This is a genomic window from Pseudomonas sp. C7.1 (assembly GCF_056312395.1).
Window position 1 is genome coordinate 3,406,309 of the sequence record NZ_JBWDTL010000003.1, and the last position, 19,053, is coordinate 3,425,361.

Genomic DNA, 19,053 nt, shown 5'->3' on the forward strand with positions numbered 1-19,053 from the left:
GCGGTATTCTCGGGCCGTTCTGCGCCCGTGAATCTGCTCGATAGCCGGCGGCCGACTTGGCCGCTGCGGCACGCTGCGCTACCATCCGATTCCCCAACGGACCCGCCAGGACGTCACGATGAATCGAGTGTTATACCCAGGCACCTTCGACCCCATCACCAAGGGGCACGGCGACCTGGTCGAGCGTGCCGCGCGGCTGTTCGACAGCGTGATCATTGCGGTCGCCGCTAGCCCGAAGAAGAACCCGCTGTTCAGCCTGGAACAACGCGTCGAGCTGGCCCGGGAAGTCACCCAACACCTGCCCAACGTTGAAGTAGTCGGCTTTTCCACCTTGCTCGCGCACTTCGCCAAAGAACAAGGTGCGAACGTGTTTCTGCGCGGCCTGCGCGCGGTATCGGACTTTGAATACGAATTCCAACTGGCCAATATGAACCGCCAACTGGCCCCAGATGTGGAAAGCCTGTTTCTTACCCCGTCGGAAAAATACTCCTTTATTTCCTCGACCCTGGTCCGCGAAATCGCCGCCCTGGGCGGCGATATCTCCAACTTCGTGCACCCGGCGGTGGCCGCCGCGCTGACCGAACGTTTCAAGCACTGAGCCATGGCCGCGTGCATGCGCGGCCCTGATGGGGCACAATTTGCGCATTGCTTCCCCAAGTTTTGTGGCTGTGCCCAAGAGGGTGCAGCAGGAGTGCGTCATGTCCCTGATCATCACCGACGACTGCATCAACTGCGACGTCTGCGAACCTGAATGCCCGAACGCTGCGATCTCCCAAGGCGAGGAAATTTACGAAATCGACCCTAATCTGTGCACAGAATGCGTGGGCCACTATGACGAGCCGCAGTGCCAGCAGGTCTGTCCGGTCGATTGCATCCCACTCGATGAAAACAATGTCGAGAGCAAGGGTGAGTTGATGCAGAAGTATCTAATCATTACCGGTAAAGCATGAAGACCGGCCGCCTAATCTGCGGCCACCGCCCCTGGCACACCCTGCTCGGTGCGCTTGCTCTACTCTGCGCCCTTGAGCTGCAGGCCGCAGCCCAGCCTGAACGCATCGCCATTGCCACCGCGCACCCCGCCGCCACCGTGGCCGCTCAGGAAACCCTGGCGCTGGGCGGCAACGCCTTTGACGCAGCCGTGGCCATCAGCGCCGCGCTGGCGGTGGTCGAACCCTACGGCTCCGGCCTGGGCGGCGGCGGTTTCTTTCTGCTGCGCGAAGCCGGCGAATCACCCACCTACCGCTTTCTCGATGCGCGCGAACGTGCGCCCCAGGCGGCACATGCCGACCTGTATCGGGTCGACGGCGAGATAAGCAAGACCCTTTCACTAAATGGCGCGCTGGCCGCTGCCATTCCTGGCCTGCCGGCTGCGCTGGTAGAACTGGCCGAGCGTTTTGGCCGCCTGCCGCTACGCGACTCACTGGCACCGGCCATCCGCCTGGCACGCAGCGGTGTCAGCATCGACCGGATTTATCGGGAGCGCGTGGGCTGGCGGCTCGCAGCCATGCGTGAGGATGCGGAAACCGCGCGAATTTTCCTCGACAAAGGCGCAATCCCCGAAGAGTTCGGCCTGCTGCGCCAGCCAGAGCTGGCCCGCACCCTGGAGCAATTGGGCACACAGGGGCTTCAGGGTTTTTACGCAGGATCGGTGGCAAAACAGCTGGTCAAGGCCGTGCATGATGCCGGCGGCATCTGGACCCTTCAGGACCTGGCCGACTACCGCATCGTTGAACGCCAGCCGCTGCGCGTAGCGCTAAATCAGGGACGCGAGCTGATCAGCGCGCCACCGCCGTCAGCTGGCGGTATCGCACTGGGGCAAAGCCTACTGATGCTGCAGCACTTGCCCTGGCAGCAGGCTGATAGCGTGCAACGCACTCACCTGGTGGTGGAGACCCTGCGCCGCGCCTACCGGGATCGCGGCCTGCTCGGTGACCCGGATTTTGTCCGCAACCCAACGCAACACCTACTGGCACCGGCGCACCTGAAACAGCTGGCCAGTGGCATCGACCCGCAACGCGCCACGCCGAGTGACAGCCTGCCGCCCAGCAAAACCTGGCAGGAAGGCGATCACACCACCCACTTCTCAGTGCTCGATACCGAGGGCAATGCGGTGGCGGCGACGCTGTCGGTCAATCTGCCATTCGGCGCAGCCTTTACCGCACCCGGCACCGGGGTGCTGCTGAACAATGAGATGGATGATTTTGCAGCCGATGTACAAGGCAGTAATGCCTACGGCCTGAGGGGCAGCCAGGCCAACAGCATCGCCGCCGGTAAACGGCCGCTGTCGAGCATGAGCCCAAGCTTTATCGAAAGCACCGAGGACTTCGCCAGCTTCGGCACACCGGGCGGCAGCCGGATTCCCAGCATGGTGCTGCTGGCGATGCTGGAGTACCTGAATCAGCAGCCTATCGAGCGCTGGCCCAGCATCGCCCGCTATCACCACCAGTTCCGCCCGGACTTGATCGAGCATGAGCCGACTACATTCAGCCCAGCAGAAATAACGGCACTAGAAGCGCTCGGGCATCAATTGAAATCAACCGGCAGGCAGTACGGCAATCAGCAGGTGCTGTACTGGGACAAACAAGGCGGGAAGGTTAAAGCGGCAAGCGATCCGCGCGGGATCGGTACTGCGGTGGTCACACCAGCCAGACCGCAGTAATGCGAATCACAGAGACGTCAGGCCAGAAATTCTCAGGGCTGCCAAGCCAAATACTGCAGCAGCCCTGAAGCGATAGAGCATCAGTTCTGCTTATAGCCGCTAGTGGTGCAGCCCAGGCAACGCACAAAAGCTTCTTTGCCAGGCTCAACGACCAGGGCATGGCCGGCTTCGCCAATACCGCCAGACGCCGCAGTAAACGGTAGGCTCACAACAAAAGCCACAGCACCGATAGCGGTTGCGCCAATCAGCAAGGGCCGGGCAATCAGCAGATCACCAATCATCGAAAACGCTTTTGGCGCGTTAGCCGTATAAAGAGGGTCGCCACTGCTGTTCTGCTGCGCTACGTCAGCATAAGCCGGCAGCGCCAGCAGGCCAGTGGTCAGCGCCAGAGCAGCAGCGGTTGAGCGGAACAGTTTCATGGGGCGATCCTTCAGCTATTAGGAGGCGGTAAAGCTAACTATAACAGCGCATTGATAATTGTCAGCGTGACGGCCGTCAATCGCCATAAAAGGCGTACTCAGGTTTTTTCGGCATAAAAGGGGTCGGTAAAACCCGAATTTGTCGCCTCAGATCGTAAACAGCGCTCTTAGCGCTGGCAGCGCGGACAGTAAACGCTGGCGCGCTGACCCAGTTTGACCTCGCGCAGGGTGCTGCCGCAGTGCTTGCAGAATTCACCGCCGCGCCCGTAAACAAAAAGCTCCTGCTGGAAATACCCAGGCTGACCATCGCCGCCGACAAAGTCACGCAGAGTGGTGCCGCCGCGCTCGATGGCGTGGGCGAGGATGCGCTTGATCTCATCGGCCAGCGTCAGATACCGCGCTCGCGACACGGAACCGGCCTCACGGCGTGGATCAATGCCCGCAGCAAACAGCGCCTCGCTCGCGTAGATATTGCCCACCCCCACCACCACCGCGTTATCCATGATAAAGGGCTTGATCGCCATGCTGCGGCCACGGGACAGCTGAAACAGGCGTTCGCCATCGAACAGTTCGGTTAAGGGCTCAGGCCCCAACTTGCTGAGCAGCACATGGCTCAACGGATCACGGCTCCACAGCAGCGCGCCGAAGCGCCGAGGATCGGTGTAGCGCAGGGCGAGGCCAGACTCCAGCTCAATATCCACATGTTCATGCTTGGCCGCCGGCAAACCCGCCTCGACCAGACGCAGGCTGCCGGACATGCCCAGATGACTGATCAGACTGCCGGTTTCGGCCTTGATCAGCAGGTACTTGGCGCGCCGCTCGACGCACTCGATACGCTGCCCGGACAGCTGAATATCAAGGTCTTCGGGTATCGGCCAGCGCAAACGCCGTTCGCGCACGATTACCCGGCTGACGCGCTGGCCTTCAAGGAACGGCGCGATGCCACGGCGAGTGGTTTCTACTTCAGGAAGTTCTGGCATAGCGAGTGATCAGCTGAGCAATTCAAGCGGGCGCCTACCTTAGCAGGATCGCCCCGCAGCGACGAGGCAGGCTAGCGCGCCTGCTAACTCGCCCCTAGGTCGCGAATGCTCTCGCGCAGGTTCTCGAAGTCATAACCGGACAGGCCGACATACTCCAGCACCAGCTGTTCGATGCTCTGCCATTCAAAATCATCCGGTTGGTTACCCAATACGCGATGACTGGCGCAGATGTGCTCGGCCATTTTCAGAATCGCCAGCAGGGTTTTCAGCTGCGCATCGCGGCTGGAATCCTCGGTAAAAATCGCCAGGGCGTTGTGGTGGCTGGCAATCGCCTCACACAGGTGCAACGGCAGGTGCCACGACTTGGCGGTGAAGTAGCCGACCACCGCATGGTTGGTGTTGAGCAGACGGTTCTCGGTATCCACCACGCGGCACTCGCCGGTGGCGCTGGCATAGGCCTCCTCGAGCACGCTCATGTAATTGGGGAAGCGCTTGATCATCAGCGGGATCCCACAGTTGTGGAACAGGCCGAGGGTGTAAGCCTCATCCGGCGAGTGGTAGCCGATGCGCTTGGCCAGCGTCAGGCAGGTCATGGCCACATCCTGGGCGGTGTCCCAAAAACGGTTGAGGGTGACGATGGCCTCATCGGTCAGTTCGCCACGGATCGACTGCGCATTGATCAGGTTGATCACCGTGTTGCAGCCCAGCAGGTTGACCGCCTGCTGGATCGAGGCAATGCGGTTGGTCAGGCCGAAGAACGGCGAATTCACCAGTTTCAGCAGTGCGCCGGACAGGCCTGGGTCCTGGCCGATCAGCTTGGCGATAGCGCGCAGGTCAGGGTTGGGCATCACCTGCTCCATCTGCAAATCCACCATGATCTGCGGCTGCGGTGGCACGCTGATGCCTTGCAGCACTTGCTGGATATATTCGGCGGAAAGCTCTTGGGACATGACAGGGACAACCGGAATGAGAAGTGACGCACAGTCTAGCTAAACCCCCGGCACTTCCACAGGTGACTTTTGTAACCGACGCGCCCCTTATGAACCCGCTATAATTCCGCTCTTTTTCCGGAGTCCCCAGCATGTCCCTGCCCAGCCTGCGCCTGAAAGCCAACGCCGATCGACGCCTGCGCGCCGGCCATCTGTGGGTCTACAGCAACGAAATCGACGTCGCCGCCACACCGCTCAGCGGCTTTGCTGCGGGCGATCAAGCCATCCTCGAGGCGACCGGCGGTAAGCCGCTGGGCGTCGTCGCGATGAGCCCGAACAACCTGATCTGCGCGCGCTTGCTGTCACGGGACGTCAAGCATGTGCTGGACAAGTCGCTGCTGGTGCACCGTATCAACGTCGCCCTGAGCCTGCGCGAGCGGCTGTTCGACAAGCCCTGCTACCGCCTGGTGTTCGGCGATTCCGACCTGTTACCGGGCCTGGTGGTCGACCGCTTCTTCGACATTCTGGTGGTGCAGCTGGCCTCTGCAACGATGGAGCGCCATAAGGACGACGTACTCGCCGCACTGATCCAGGTGTGCAAACCCAGCGGCATCCTGCTCAAGAATGACTCCGCCGCCCGCGACGCCGAGGGCCTGGCGCGTTATGTGGAAACCCCGTTTGGCGTAGTGCCTGAGTGGGTTGCCCTGGAAGAGAACGGCGTGAAGTTCGAAGCGCCGGTGATCGAAGGCCAGAAGACTGGCTGGTTCTACGACCACCGCATGAACCGCGCGCGCCTGGCGCCTTACGTTAAAGGCAAGCGTGTGCTCGACCTGTTCAGTTATATCGGCGGTTGGGGTGTGCAAGCGGCGGCGTTCGGCGCCAGCGACGTGATGTGCGTCGACGCCTCCGGCTTCGCCCTCGACGGCGTGGAACGCAACGCTGCGCTAAATGGCCTTACCGATAAGGTCGCTTGCGTCGAAGGCGATGTGTTCGAGGCGCTGAAACAGCTAAAAGCCTCGGAAGAGCGCTTCGATGTGATCGTCGCCGACCCACCGGCCTTTATCAAACGCAAGAAAGACCAGAAGAACGGTGAAGGTGCCTACCGCCGCCTGAACGAACAGGCCATGCGCCTGCTCAACAAGGACGGCATCCTGATCAGCGCCAGCTGCTCCATGCACCTGGAAGAAGACAACCTGCAGAACATCCTGCTGACCAGCGCCCGCCACCTGGACCGCAATATCCAGTTGCTCGAACGCGGCGCCCAGGGTCCGGATCATCCGGTACACCCGGCCATCAATGAGACCCGCTATATCAAGAGCCTGACCGTGCGCCTGCTGCCCAATAGCTGAGCACCCGCACCTGTCGAGCGCGTCTCGGCAGGTGCTTCTTTCTCTCCCGCGCTGTTACCACTCCCCACACCCATCTGGCGCAACCCCGCGTCTGGACTAGGCTAAGACCCCAGCACTGCCGCGTTCGCGATGTGCCGCAGCGGGCTGGCACAGTGCTTGCCTAACTTGAATATTCAAACAAGTACCCGTTACAGCATTGAAACGGGCACACGCATTCAAGTATGCAGATAACGGCCACAAGCCGCTGTCTGTTCAGAGCACATGTGGGGAGGGGTATGGCTGACCTGGCTGGGGACAAACCGTTCCTGCAATTCACCAACGTCAAGAAGACGTACGACCACAAAAATCTAGTGGTCAAGGATTTCAACCTGGATGTGGCCAAGGGCGAATTTATCACCCTGCTCGGCCCGTCCGGCTCGGGTAAAACCACCTGCCTGATGATGCTCGCCGGGTTCGAGGACGTAACCAGCGGCGAGATCCTGATCAACGGCCGCTCGGTCACCAGCATCGCGCCTTATCAGCGCAATATCGGCATGGTGTTCCAGCAGTACGCGCTGTTCCCGCATATGACCCTGCGCGAAAACCTCGCCTACCCGCTGAAAATCCGCAAACAGCCCAAAGACGTCATTCAGGCCAAGGTCGATGAATACCTGTCGCTGGTCGAGCTGCTGGATTTCGGCAACCGCTTCCCCGGCCAGCTCTCCGGCGGCCAACGCCAGCGCGTGGCCCTGGCCCGCGCACTGATCTTCGCCCCCGACATCGTGCTGATGGACGAACCCCTCGGCGCGCTGGACAAGAAACTGCGCGAACAGATGCAGTTCGAGATCAAGCGCCTGCACGAACAGCTCGGTTTCACCGTGATCTACGTGACCCACGACCAGACCGAAGCGCTGACCATGAGCGACCGCATTGCCGTGTTCAACAACGGCATCGTCCAGCAGTGCGCGCAGCCCCACGTACTCTACGAGCGCCCGGCCAATTTATTCGTCGCCGACTTTATTGGCGAGAGCAACAAGCTCAAGGGCGTAATCGAAAGCGTTGATGAGGACAGCGTGCAAGTGCGCCTGGAAGATGGCGGCCTGGTCAGCTCACTAAAAGCCAACTGCACGCAAGTCGGCCTACCAACCACCGTATCGATCCGCCCGGAAAAACTCAGTTTTACCGAGCGCCTCGGCAGCACTGGCAACCAGGTGATGGCGCGCTTCGTCACCCGGCATTACGTCGGCGAATACATCCGCTACCACTTCGAAACCGCAGGCGGCACCGAGCTGGTGGTGAAGAACATGAATGACAGCAGCGCCCCGCAACTCAGCGCCAAGGAAGAAGTCGCCCTGGCCTGGCTACCGCAAGACAGCCAGGCCCTGGATCGTCCCGCCACACCAACCTGACCTCATAACTAAAAACAGAAGCAATGGAGCACAGCATGGCTAGAACACTGACCACCCGCTTTTCCACCTTCGCCCTTGCCGCCGCCCTGGGCACGGCAAGTTTCGCCGCCAGTGCGCAAGAATCCCTAACGGTCGTGTCATGGGGCGGTGCCTATGGCGCGGCCCAGCAGAAACATGTGGTCGATCCCTTTATGAAGGAAGCCGGAGTCAAGGTCCTGTTCGAGGACTACACCGGCGGTGTGGCCGAGATCAAAGCCCAGGTCGAGTCCGGCAATATCCAGTGGGATGTAGTCGACTTCGAAGTGATCGACCTTGAACGCGCCTGTTCCGAAGGCCTACTGGAAACCCTTGACCACAGCACTCTGCCTGCTGGTATCGACGGCGTACCGGCCAATAAGGACTTTATTCCCGAGGCCCTGGCCAGCGAATGCGCGGTCGGCAATATCGTCTGGTCGGTGGTATTTGCCTATAACGAGAAAACCATTGGTGACACCAAGGCCGCGAGCATCACCGACTTCTTCGACACCAACAAAATCGCCGGCAAACGCGCACTGCGCAAACGCCCGCAGGTAAACATGGAGTGGGCGCTGTTGGCTGACGGCGTCGCGCCAGGCGCAGTGTACGACGTGCTGTCGACCCCAGAAGGCCAGGCCCGCGCCTTCGCCAAACTAGACACCATCAAGAATGACATCGTCTGGTTTGACTCCTGGTCACAGGCGCCACAACTGCTCAACGATGGCGGCGCGGTGCTGGTGCAATCGGCCAACGGCCGCTTCTATGACGCCATCCGCCAGGAAAACAAACCCTTCGTTATCGTCTGGGACGGCCACGTCTACGACCTCGACGCCTGGGCCATCGTCAAAGGCTCGCCGAAAAAGGACCTGGCACTGAAGTTTATCGCCTACGCCACCGGCTCCACCCCGCTGGCCGGCATGCCGGACGTAGCCTACGGCCCGACCCGCAAATCCTCCATGCCGCTGGCTGACCAGAGCGCCGCACCGCACCTGCCAACTGCTCACCTAAGCAAAGGCATCCAGGCCGGTTCGGACTTCTGGGCTGACTACGGCGAATCTCTCGGTGAAAAATTCAACGAGTGGCTGTTGAAGTAAAAACCGTCCGTAGGGTGGGTTAGGCGCATGGTACAGCCCTGTCGGTGCACGCAGGACTTGTTGCGCCGTAACCCACCAGTGAGGCACCCCTGATTCCGCTCGGTGGGTTACGCCGCGCATAGAAACGACCTCGCCTGACGAGGTCGTTGCCCTGCGCGGCTAACCCACCCTACAACCGGAGAAGTCCGTTTGTCCTCCCTAACCACTACCGAAGCCAGCCAGGCCTCCAGCGCCCGCAACAAGAAACGCCTAACCGCCTTTCTGTTCGTCGTGCCGCTGCTGGTGTTTATCCTGCTGACCTTCGTCGCACCGATTGCCAGCATGCTCTGGCGCAGCGTCCACCACCCTACGGTGGCCGTACTGATTCCGCTGACCCTGCACGAGCTGCAACGCTGGGACGGCAAAGCCACACCCGATCAACAGACCCTGAGCGTGTTCGCCCAGGAGCTGCACAGCCTGGCCAAAGAACGCCAGTCCGGCAAATTGGCCGAAGAGTTCAACCGCGCCTCGGCGGGTATGTCCAGCGTGGTCAAGGCCACCGCGCGCAAGCTCAGCCGCCTGCAAGACGCACAACTGCAGCAAGAGGGCGCCGATGTCCTGCTCAAGTCGCACCGCAACTGGAACAAGCCGGACATCTGGTTCGCCATTCAGCGCGCGGGCAAACCCTACACCTATGACTACTACCTGACCGCGCTCGACCTGGAACTGCATCAGGAGCACGGCATTCAGGTGCGCGAAGACACGCAGATCTACCTGCAGCTCTACAGCAAGACCCTGAGCATGGCGCTGGTCATCACCGTCTTCTGCGCCCTGCTCGGCTACCCACTGGCCTACTACCTGGCCGGCCTGCCGGAGAACCGCGCCAACCTGCTGCTGGTGCTGGTGCTGCTGCCATTCTGGACTTCACTGCTGGTGCGCACCACGGCCTGGATCGCCCTGCTGCAGACCAACGGGGTGATCAACTCCTTCCTGCTCGGCATCGGCGTCATCGGCCAACCCATCGAGATGCTCTACACCTCGTTTGCCACCGTGGTGGCGATGACCCATATCCTGCTGCCGTTTATGATTCTGCCGCTGTACAGCGTGATGCGCGGCATCGATCCCAGTTACCTGCGCGCAGCGCTATCCCTCGGTGCGCGGCCGATCCCGGCCTTCACCCGGATCTATTTCCCCATGACCCTGCCGGGGCTGAGTGCCGGCGCGCTGCTGGTTTTTATTATTTCGGTCGGCTACTACATCACCCCGGCGCTGGTCGGCGGTACCGATGGGCAGATGATCAGCAACATCATCGCCTTCCACATGCAACGTTCGAACAACTGGGAACTGGCCGCCGCGCTGGGCTCTCTGCTGCTCGGCTTAATCCTGCTGCTGTACTGGCTGTACGACCGTTTTGTCGGCGCCAGCAATATCAAACTGGGCTAAGGAACAGACGATGAAAATTCCCGCCTACTACGGTTTCTGGCACCACCTCGGCGCCTGGTTATTGAAGACCAGCTCCTGGCTGGTACTGCTGTTTTTGATCATGCCGATCCTGGTGATCATCCCGCTGTCGTTCAACGTCGAGCCGTTCTTCAGCTTTACCGAAGGCATGCTCACCTTCCAGCCCGAGGCCTATTCGCTGCGCTGGTACAGCGCCATTTTCAGCGATGACAAATGGCTGCTGGCGATCAAGAACAGCTTCTTCATCGGCATCTGCGCCACCCTGATCGCCACCGTGCTGGGCACCTGTGCGGCGGTGGGCCTGGCCCGCGACGATATGCCGATGCGCCGGCTGATTACTGCGCTGTTGCTGTCGCCGATGATCGTGCCGTTGATCATCACCGCCGCCGGGATGTTCTTCTTCTATTCGGACCTGGGCCTGGCCGGTAACTACCTCGGGGTGATCATCGCCCACGCGGCGCTGGGCACACCCTTCGTGATCATCACCGTGACCGCCACCCTTACCGGCTTCGACTACAGCTTGGCGCGCGCCGCCCTGAACCTGGGCGCCACGCCACTGCGGGTGTTCTTCGACATCATCATGCCGCTGATCCGCCCAGGGGTGATTTCCGGCGCGCTGTTCGCCTTTATCACCTCGTTCGACGAAGTGGTGGTGATCCTGTTTATGGCCGGCCCGCAGCAACGCACCATCCCCCGGCAGATGTTCTCGGGCCTGCGCGAGCAGATCAACCCAAGCATCCTCGCCATCGCCACCCTGCTGATCCTGGTATCCATCGCCCTACTGGTCACCATCGAATTACTGCGCCGCCGCGCCGAACGCCTGCGTGGAATTGAGCTGATCGAATAAGCCAGGACGCCCTTGCAGCATCCCAGTAGCCCGGATGCAATCCGGGAGCTAGCAGGCCGATAAATCGCCCCGGATTACATCCGGGCTACCAGGGTCTGTTCCACCATCGCACCGAGCGGCGTAGAATCGCAGCATCTCTCGCCAACTACCCTCCGGCGGGCTTGTAAGTCCTGGCCGGGTGAGCGGTAATCCCCCGCTTCGCCCCGCACGCCAAACCAACGGTTACCTGCCGTGCGTTATCGGCCACAGGCACTCGCACATAACCCGACACCTGATTAATCCAGGAATCCGCCATGCCTGATTACCGCTCGAAGACCTCCACCCATGGCCGCAATATGGCCGGCGCTCGTGCCCTGTGGCGCGCCACCGGGATGAAGGACGAAGACTTCAAGAAGCCGATCATCGCCATCGCCAACTCCTTCACCCAGTTCGTGCCCGGCCATGTGCACCTGAAGGACATGGGCCAGCTGGTGGCCCGCGAGATCGAAAAACACGGCGGCGTGGCCAAGGAATTCAACACCATCGCGGTCGATGACGGCATCGCCATGGGCCACGACGGCATGCTCTATTCGCTGCCGAGCCGCGAGATCATCGCCGACTCCGTGGAGTACATGGTCAACGCCCATTGCGCCGACGCCATCGTCTGCATCAGTAACTGCGACAAGATCACCCCCGGCATGCTGCTGGTGTCCTTGCGCCTGAATATCCCGGTGATTTTCGTTTCCGGCGGGCCGATGGAAGCCGGCAAGACCAAGCTGGCCAGCCACGGCCTGGACCTGGTCGACGCCATGGTGATCGCCGCCGACGATACGGCCAGCGACGAGACCGTCGCCGAATACGAGCGCAGCGCCTGCCCGACCTGCGGCAGCTGCTCTGGCATGTTCACCGCCAACTCGATGAACTGCCTGATGGAAGCCTTAGGGCTCGCCCTGCCGGGTAACGGTTCGACCCTGGCCACCCACAGCGACCGCGAGCAGCTGTTCCTGCAAGCCGGCCGCACCGCCGTTGAGCTGTGCAAACGCTATTACGGCGAGGGCGACGAGTCGGTGCTGCCGCGCAATATCGCCAACTTCAAGGCGTTCGAGAACGCCATGACCTTGGACATTGCCATGGGCGGCTCAACCAACACCATCCTCCACCTGCTGGCCGCCGCCCAAGAAGGCGAAATCGACTTCGACCTGCGCGATATCGATCGCCTGTCGCGCAAAGTGCCGCAGCTGTGCAAAGTCGCGCCGAACATCCAGAAGTACCACATGGAAGACGTGCATAGAGCGGGGGGATCTTTAGCATCCTCGGCTCCCTGGCCCGTGGTGGCCTACTGCACACCGACCTGCCAACCGTACACAGCAAGACTATGGCCGAGGCCATCGCCAAGTGGGACATCACCCAGACCGACGATGAAGCCGTGCACACCTTCTTCCGCGCAGGCCCGGCCGGCATCCCGACCCAGACCGCGTTCAGCCAGAGCACCCGCTGGGACACAGTGGATGACGACCGTGAAAACGGCTGCATCCGCAGCGTCGAGCACGCTTATTCTCAGGAAGGCGGCCTCGCCGTGCTCTACGGCAATATCGCCCTCGACGGCTGCGTGGTGAAAACCGCCGGGGTGGATGAGTCGATCCATGTCTTCGAAGGCAATGCGAAAATCTTCGAAAGCCAGGACAGCGCCGTGCGCGGCATCCTCGCCGACGAAGTGCAGGCTGGTGACATCGTCATCATCCGCTACGAAGGCCCGAAAGGCGGGCCAGGCATGCAGGAGATGCTCTACCCGACGTCCTACCTGAAATCCAAAGGCCTGGGCAAAGCCTGCGCCCTGCTCACCGACGGCCGCTTCTCCGGCGGCACCAGCGGCCTGTCGATTGGCCACGCCTCGCCGGAAGCCGCCGCAGGCGGTGCTATCGGCCTGGTGCGCGAAGGCGACAAGATCCTGATCAATATCCACGAACGCACTATTAACCTGCTGGTCAGCGATGAGGAAATCTCTCACCGCCGCCACGAGCAGGACAAAAAGGGCTGGAAACCGGTGGAAAGCCGTCCACGCAAAGTCACCACAGCGCTAAAAGCCTACGCCCTGCTCGCTACCAGCGCCGACAAGGGCGCGGTGCGCGACAAGGCGCTGCTGGAAAAATTGGTGCCTTAACAGACTCGCACGACCGCAATGCCGCTCGCTTGAGCCAAGCAACGGAGCTCTTGTAGGGTGGACATGGCGAAGCCTTGTCCACCGTTGGCGCCCGAAATGGCGGACAAGCCTTCGGCATGTCCGCCCTACGAGTACACAAGCATTGCAAATAGACATCGGCTCTAGCCATTGCGCCGTCGGCGCCTTTGCTTGCACAGAGCTCACCCGCACCGGATAAAATCCGCACACTGCAGCCAGCCTCTCCGCTAAGGAACCCCATGAGCGCCGTCCGTCTAACGTTCGACTCCCTCCCCGACAACTGCCAGGCCGTGCTCTTCGCCCTGGTTACTGCTTTTCCCGGCAAGGGCAAAACGGCGCTGCTCAAACCGCTCAGGGCGATGAACGTCCAGGACGACAAAGGCAAACTGCTGGACGCAGGCAAGCTGCCCATTCTGCTCGACTCCTTGGGAAAACTTGGCTGGCTGATCATTGAACGGCGCAACACCGGAGAGCTGTTCTGCTTGCCCGCCCAGCAACGTACCCTGGTGTTGCAGCGTCTGCTTCAGCACAGCCAGTGCAACGCCTGGCTGCATTGCCTTCAGCTCGACCTGCCAGCACTGCAACCTTGGCAACCCCCCAACCAAGGGCATGCGCTACAGGCACTCTGGCTGGCCCTGCTCAACCCCGACAGCACGTTATTGCCAGCATCCCTGCTGCACTTCTCCCAGCAGCTTTCCAGAGCTCAGCAGCTCGAGCTGCATCCCTTCACCATCCTGCAAAGCGACGCCGCCGGCCAGCAGGTATTCGAATGTCTCGCGCAACAGGCACGTCAGCTGTTGCTGGAAGACTTCCTGGCCCTGCGCAACGCCCCGCTGATGCCGGTCGGCCAGGCCTACCAACTGGGCTTGGCACATTTCACCACCCGTACGCTGGATACCACCCTGGGCCTGCAGCTATTGCTGCAGGCTTTCTGGCGCGGCGACTGGAAGACCCTGGAAAAGCTCGGCGAGCATGGCCTGGAGATGATGCAACAAGCCATCCAGCACCTGTTAAGCGGGCAGACCGAGGCCGTGGTGACGCTGATCGACGCCTGGTTGAAGGACGTACGCAAGCAGACCAAAAAACGCAAAATCGACCTGCCGCCTACCCTCAATGCTCTATATAGTCTGGCCCTGATCGGCATGCCCGAGCAGCGTCAATCGGCCAAACTCGCCCAGGCCCTGGATAGCGGCATGCGCTCAGGCTATGGGCCGGCGTATAACGGCCTGCTGCACCTGTATGAGCGCTTTCAGGGTAATAACCTGGCTCTGCAGGGCAGCCTGCAGCAGCTTCCACAGAGCCTGAACGGCCTGCACGGGTTGCTCCAGGCTTTAGCGCTGTATTGGCTGGACGAACCGCTGGCGCGCCAGAACGCCTGGAAAACACGCTTGCAGGACTACTGTGATGAACTCGGTGCGCAGGGCTACGCCTGGCTGGCGGCAGAGTTCGATGCGTTGCTGGCGGCGCAGTTCAACCAGCCCCGGCAACTCGCCGAGCTGCACCAAAGCGCCGGTCTGCAACCTTTAGTCAATCTCTACCAGCGCCAGGAAACCTGGCAGCACGCCCTCACCGCCCTGAGCCTGCTCAAGCCGGGCAAGGCTGCGAGCAGTTCAACCGTCGCCAAGACCTCGCGCCTGGCCTGGTTTATCAGCCTCAACCGCTATATGAATAACGTCGAGCCGCGTGAGCAAAAGCTCAGCGCCAAAGGCCAGTGGAGCAAGGGCCGCGCCGTGGCGCTCAGACGCCTGGTGGAAGAAGGCGATGCCATGGATTTCCTCTGCGAGCAGGATCGCCAGGCCATCCGCATGATCCAAAGCAGCCACGCCTATTACGGCGGCGTCCACTACGAGCTGCCGGCCGAACTGGCGCTGCCACGCCTGGTCGGCCATCCGGCCCTGTACTGGAGCGATGCCCCAGACGTGCGCATCGACCTGCAAAGCGGTCAGGCCAGCCTGCGCCTGCAGGTGCAGGGCGAACAAATCAATCTGCACCTGGAGCCTGCCGGTATCGGCGAGCAGGATGGGCTGATGCTGCACAAGGAAACCCCAACCCGCCTGGTGATCTATCCGGTCAGCCGCGAGTTGCAGCAGATCGCCGATATCGTCGGCGACGGCCTGAGCGTGCCCCAGTCGGCCAAGGCGCAACTGGTCGAGGCGATTGGCGCCATCGCCCCGCTGCTGCCGATTCATTCGGATATTCCCGAGCTGGCCGGCCACCTCGAACAGCTCCCCGCCGACGCCACCCTTTACGCCCACCTGCTGCCCCTGCAGGCCGGTCTGCGCCTCCAACTGCTAGTGCGGCCACTGGCCGAAGGTAGCTGGTGCCGCCCCGGCCAGGGCGCGGAAAACCTGATGGGAGAACAAGACGGCAAAGCCGTGCAGGTCTGCCGCGACCTGAGTGCCGAGCGCCAGGTTCTGCAGCATGTGCTAGAGAGCTGCCCCGGCCTGGCTCTGGCCGAGAGCGATGGCCAGGAATGGCAACTGGAAGAACCCGAGGACGCCCTGCAAGTACTCAGCGAACTGCACGCCCTGGATGGCCAACACCTGCAATGCGTGTGGCCGGAAGGCGAGCGAATGCGCATCAAGGCCAAGCCCGGCATCAGCCAACTCAAGCTCGGCCTCAAGCAGCAGGGCGACTGGTTTATGTTGCAGGGCGAAATCCAGCTCGACGATGGCAAGGTGCTGCAGCTGCGCCAGTTGCTGGAGCTGATCAAGGCCAGCCCTGGGCGCTTCCTCAAGCTCAACGAGCATGACTGGCTGGCACTCAGCGACACCCTGCACAAGCGCCTGAGCGAACTGGCCCACCTGGCCGACAAGGTCACCGATCAGGGCGCCCGCCTCAGCCCGCTGAGCGCGCCGCTACTGGCCGATCTGGCCGGCGAAGTCGGCGAATTCAAGGCCGGCGCCCAGTGGCAGGCGCACCTGGACAAACTTGAATCGCTGCGCAGCTATCAACCCAAGCTCCCCAGCACCCTGCAGGCGCAGCTGCGCGATTACCAGCAGGAAGGCTTCACCTGGCTGGCGCGCCTGGCCCACTGGGGCGTCGGCGCCTGCCTGGCCGACGACATGGGCCTGGGCAAGACCGTACAAACCCTGGCCCTGCTCCTGCTGCGCGCAGGTTCTGGCCCGCAGCTGGTGGTAGCGCCCACTTCGGTAGCGCTCAACTGGCACGCCGAGAGCAGCCGCTTCGCGCCGACCCTCAAGCTCCACGACTACCAGCAAAACCGCAACCTGGAAGGCCTCGGCCCGCTGGATCTGGTGATCGTCAGCTATGGCCTGCTGCAACAAGACAGCGCCGCCTTCACCGCTCAACACTGGACCAGCGTGGTACTGGACGAAGCCCAGGCGATTAAAAACGCCCAGACCAAACGCTCCCAGGCGGCCATGGGCCTGCAGGCCGACTTCCGCCTGATCGCCACCGGCACCCCGCTGGAAAACCACCTGGGCGAGCTGTGGAACCTGTTCCGCTTTATCAACCCTGGCCTGCTCGGCAGCCAGGACAGCTTTGCCCAGCGCTTCGCTAACCCCATCGAGCAGGGCGATGCCGGCGCGCGGCGGGCACTCAAAGCACTGATCCAGCCGTTTATCCTACGCCGCCTGAAAAGCCAGGTGCTCGACGAGCTGCCGGCGCGCACCGAAATCACCTACAAGGTGCCGCTCTCCGCCGACGAAGTGCACCAGTACGAAGCCCTGCGCCAGCAGGCAGTGGAGAGCATCAACCAGCTCGACCCGGATGCTGGCAAGCCTTTCCAGGTTCTGGCAGAGATCACCCGCCTGCGACGTTTCTGCTGCCACCCTTCACTGGTGTTACCCGGCAGCACGCTGGCGGGCAGCAAACTGCAAGCCTTCGGGGAGATCGTCACTGAGCTGCTGGAGAACCGCCACAAGGCCCTGGTATTCAGCCAGTTCGTCGACCACCTGAGCATCGTCCGTGCTTGGCTCGATGAGCAGGGCATCAGCTATCAATACCTTGATGGGGCCACCCCGGCCAAAGAGCGACAGAAGCGGGTCAATGCCTTCCAGGCCGGCGAGGGCGACATCTTCCTGATCAGTCTCAAGGCCGGCGGCAGCGGCCTCAACCTCACCGCCGCCGATTACGTGATCCACCTCGACCCGTGGTGGAACCCCGCCGTGGAAGACCAAGCCAGCGACCGCGCCCACCGCATGGGCCAACAACGCCCGGTGACCATCTACCGCCTGGTCACGGAAAACACCATCGAAGAACAAATCGTCGCCCTGCACGGCCGCAAACGCGACCTCGCCGACAGCCTGCTGGAAGGCGGCGAAATAAGCGCCAAGGTAGATGCTGATGCGCTGCTTGGCTTGCTCAAGGGGGAATGAGGACAAACGGCATGTAGTGCATCCATCTGGTCAGCGCTATCCACATCATTTCAATTACCAGCCTGCTTGGCCCTGCAGTATCTGCAAGACCAGCAGCGTCGAGTGACGCGGATAACTCTTTTCTGGCCTGCGACTTGCCATGCACACCAGATCCGACTTAAATCACTGAGTAAATTTACTCAGTGATTTAACTATGCCTTTCGAGCGCTCTCAGTCTGACCTTCTGCACCAACGCCTGGGGGAGGTTCCAAACTTCATCATCGTGGTCGCCGGCCCGCGCCAAGTAGGCAAAAGCACCCTGGTCAGAACTGTTCTGCTCCGCTATCCACACAGCTTCGTGGCCACGGATCAGCCGCTTGATACCCAGAGCTTTGGGGGAGATGCCAGCAGCGCCTATGGTATTGCGGGGGAAGCCCCCACAAGCGAATGGATCGTCCAGCACTGGTTGCGCGCCCGCGCCGAAGCCAAGGCGCTGCCGGAGGGCCAGACGTACGTTCTGGCCATGGACGAAATCCAGAAGATCCCGCGCTGGTCAGAGGTCGTCAAAGGCCTATGGGACGCCGACCGCGCCGCCGGGCTCAATCTGCATGTAATCCTGCTGGGCTCATCGCCCTGGCTGATGCAAAAGGGGCTGACCGAAAGCCTGGCCGGACGCTTCGAGACCATCGCCATGAGCCATTGGTCTTATGCCGAGATGCAGGAAGCCTTCGATCTATCCCTGGACGAATATCTGTATTTCGGTGGCTACCCCGGCAGCGCCCGACTGATCAACGATGAGCCGCGCTGGCGAAACTACATTCGCGGCACCCTGATCCACCCGAACATTGAGCGAGACATCCTGCAGATGACCCGCGTGGATAAGCCGGCCTTGCTGAAGAACCTGTTCGAGCTCAGCTGCAACTACTCCGGCCAGATCATTTCCTACACCAAGCTCATGGGCCAACTGCAGGATGCCGGCAATACCGTGACCCTCGCCCATTACCTCAACCTGCTGGGGCATGCTGGCCTGCTCCAAGGCCTCAGCAAATATGCCGGCGAACAACACCGCCAGCGCAGCTCAAGCCCCAAACTCAACGCCCTCAATACCTCACTGATCTCGGCATTAAGTGGCTACAGCTTCGCCGAGGCCCAAGCCGACCGCTCACATTGGGGCAGGCTGGTGGAAAGCGCTGTAGGCGCTCACCTATGCAATAGCGCCGGCGATAACTGCCAGGTGCAGTACTGGCGCGAAAGCCCGGACGAAGTCGACTTCATCCTGCACGACGGCAAGCGCCTGCTGGCCATTGAGGTCAAGAGCGGCAAGACGTTCGCCAAGCCCAAAGGACTGGAACGCTTCAGCAGCCACTACCCCCACGCGCGCGCACTGATCGTCGGCGAGGGCGGCGTCTCTCTGGCCGAATTTCTCTCCTATCCGACCAGCCATTGGCTGGAATAG

General features: G+C 61.6%; 13 protein-coding genes and 1 pseudogene. 11 read left to right on the forward strand and 3 right to left on the reverse strand.

The features are described from left to right. Positions 1-118 precede the first annotated feature (118 nt). From coaD to ggt, 3 genes are all read left to right on the forward strand, one after another. Positions 119-598 (forward strand): pantetheine-phosphate adenylyltransferase, encoded by a 480-nt coding sequence (gene coaD / locus AC0T4W_RS19300; RefSeq protein ID WP_476321752.1) that lies wholly within the window; start codon positions 119-121, stop codon positions 596-598. 100 nt (positions 599-698) lie between these two features. Beyond that, positions 699-950, forward strand: a complete 252-nt coding sequence (locus AC0T4W_RS19305) for a YfhL family 4Fe-4S dicluster ferredoxin (RefSeq protein WP_476321754.1) — start codon at positions 699-701, stop codon at positions 948-950. After that, entirely contained in the window at positions 947-2,659 is a 1,713-nt protein-coding gene (gene ggt / locus AC0T4W_RS19310; RefSeq protein ID WP_476321756.1) for a gamma-glutamyltransferase, read from the forward strand. Before AC0T4W_RS19305 ends, ggt begins: the two co-directional genes overlap by 4 nt. Positions 2,660-2,739: 80 nt before the next feature. On the opposite strand, the gene AC0T4W_RS19315 is transcribed toward ggt, so the two are convergent. From AC0T4W_RS19315 to AC0T4W_RS19325, 3 genes are all read right to left on the reverse strand, one after another. Next, complete coding sequence (locus tag AC0T4W_RS19315; RefSeq protein ID WP_476321758.1) at positions 2,740-3,078, reverse strand: multidrug transporter; 339 nt, start codon at positions 3,076-3,078, stop codon at positions 2,740-2,742. A gap of 167 nt (positions 3,079-3,245) precedes the next feature. Further along, a complete protein-coding gene (mutM, locus tag AC0T4W_RS19320; protein ID WP_476321760.1) occupies positions 3,246-4,058 on the reverse strand; it encodes a bifunctional DNA-formamidopyrimidine glycosylase/DNA-(apurinic or apyrimidinic site) lyase in 813 nt (270 codons plus the stop codon). 83 nt (positions 4,059-4,141) lie between these two features. Continuing rightward, on the reverse strand, positions 4,142-4,954 hold the full coding sequence (locus AC0T4W_RS19325; RefSeq protein WP_476323807.1) for an HDOD domain-containing protein: 813 nt from the start codon (positions 4,952-4,954) through the stop codon (positions 4,142-4,144). A 185-nt stretch (positions 4,955-5,139) separates the two neighbouring features. On the opposite strand from AC0T4W_RS19325, the gene AC0T4W_RS19330 reads away from it, so the two are divergent. The 8 genes and pseudogenes from AC0T4W_RS19330 to AC0T4W_RS19365 all read left to right on the forward strand — a co-directional run bounded on the left by AC0T4W_RS19330 (position 5,140) and on the right by AC0T4W_RS19365 (position 19,053). Continuing rightward, entirely contained in the window at positions 5,140-6,336 is a 1,197-nt protein-coding gene (locus AC0T4W_RS19330; protein ID WP_476321761.1) for a class I SAM-dependent rRNA methyltransferase, read from the forward strand. Between the two features lie 275 nt (positions 6,337-6,611). Further along, positions 6,612-7,724, forward strand: a complete 1,113-nt coding sequence (locus tag AC0T4W_RS19335) for an ABC transporter ATP-binding protein (RefSeq protein ID WP_476321763.1) — start codon at positions 6,612-6,614, stop codon at positions 7,722-7,724. Between the two features lie 35 nt (positions 7,725-7,759). Further along, positions 7,760-8,833 (forward strand): ABC transporter substrate-binding protein, encoded by a 1,074-nt coding sequence (locus AC0T4W_RS19340; RefSeq protein ID WP_476321765.1) that lies wholly within the window; start codon positions 7,760-7,762, stop codon positions 8,831-8,833. 189 nt (positions 8,834-9,022) lie between these two features. Then, positions 9,023-10,255 carry an ABC transporter permease gene (locus AC0T4W_RS19345; protein WP_476321767.1) on the forward strand — a complete coding sequence of 411 codons (1,233 nt, stop codon included), beginning with the start codon at positions 9,023-9,025 and terminating at the stop codon, positions 10,253-10,255. Between the two features lie 10 nt (positions 10,256-10,265). Further along, positions 10,266-11,120, forward strand: coding sequence for an ABC transporter permease (locus AC0T4W_RS19350; protein ID WP_476321769.1), 855 nt, complete (start codon positions 10,266-10,268; stop codon positions 11,118-11,120). A 293-nt stretch (positions 11,121-11,413) separates the two neighbouring features. After that, positions 11,414-13,260, forward strand: a pseudogene (gene ilvD / locus AC0T4W_RS19355) (dihydroxy-acid dehydratase). A gap of 257 nt (positions 13,261-13,517) precedes the next feature. Further along, a complete protein-coding gene (locus tag AC0T4W_RS19360; protein ID WP_476321771.1) occupies positions 13,518-17,618 on the forward strand; it encodes a DEAD/DEAH box helicase in 4,101 nt (1,366 codons plus the stop codon). A gap of 193 nt (positions 17,619-17,811) precedes the next feature. Beyond that, positions 17,812-19,053, forward strand: coding sequence for an ATP-binding protein (locus AC0T4W_RS19365; RefSeq protein ID WP_476321773.1), 1,242 nt, complete (start codon positions 17,812-17,814; stop codon positions 19,051-19,053).

What these genes read in the sequence shown, in the direction of transcription:
- mutM (WP_476321760.1), bottom strand. Translation starts at nt 4,058, where the DNA reads ATGCCAGAACTTCCTGAAGTAGAAACCACTCGCCGTGGCATCGCGCCG.
- AC0T4W_RS19305 (WP_476321754.1), top strand. Translation starts at nt 699, where the DNA reads ATGTCCCTGATCATCACCGACGACTGCATCAACTGCGACGTCTGCGAA.
- AC0T4W_RS19340 (WP_476321765.1), top strand. Translation starts at nt 7,760, where the DNA reads ATGGCTAGAACACTGACCACCCGCTTTTCCACCTTCGCCCTTGCCGCC.
- AC0T4W_RS19350 (WP_476321769.1), top strand. Translation starts at nt 10,266, where the DNA reads ATGAAAATTCCCGCCTACTACGGTTTCTGGCACCACCTCGGCGCCTGG.
- AC0T4W_RS19335 (WP_476321763.1), top strand. Translation starts at nt 6,612, where the DNA reads ATGGCTGACCTGGCTGGGGACAAACCGTTCCTGCAATTCACCAACGTC.
- AC0T4W_RS19360 (WP_476321771.1), top strand. Translation starts at nt 13,518, where the DNA reads ATGAGCGCCGTCCGTCTAACGTTCGACTCCCTCCCCGACAACTGCCAG.
- AC0T4W_RS19315 (WP_476321758.1), bottom strand. Translation starts at nt 3,078, where the DNA reads ATGAAACTGTTCCGCTCAACCGCTGCTGCTCTGGCGCTGACCACTGGC.
- AC0T4W_RS19330 (WP_476321761.1), top strand. Translation starts at nt 5,140, where the DNA reads ATGTCCCTGCCCAGCCTGCGCCTGAAAGCCAACGCCGATCGACGCCTG.
- AC0T4W_RS19365 (WP_476321773.1), top strand. Translation starts at nt 17,812, where the DNA reads ATGCCTTTCGAGCGCTCTCAGTCTGACCTTCTGCACCAACGCCTGGGG.
- ggt (WP_476321756.1), top strand. Translation starts at nt 947, where the DNA reads ATGAAGACCGGCCGCCTAATCTGCGGCCACCGCCCCTGGCACACCCTG.
- coaD (WP_476321752.1), top strand. Translation starts at nt 119, where the DNA reads ATGAATCGAGTGTTATACCCAGGCACCTTCGACCCCATCACCAAGGGG.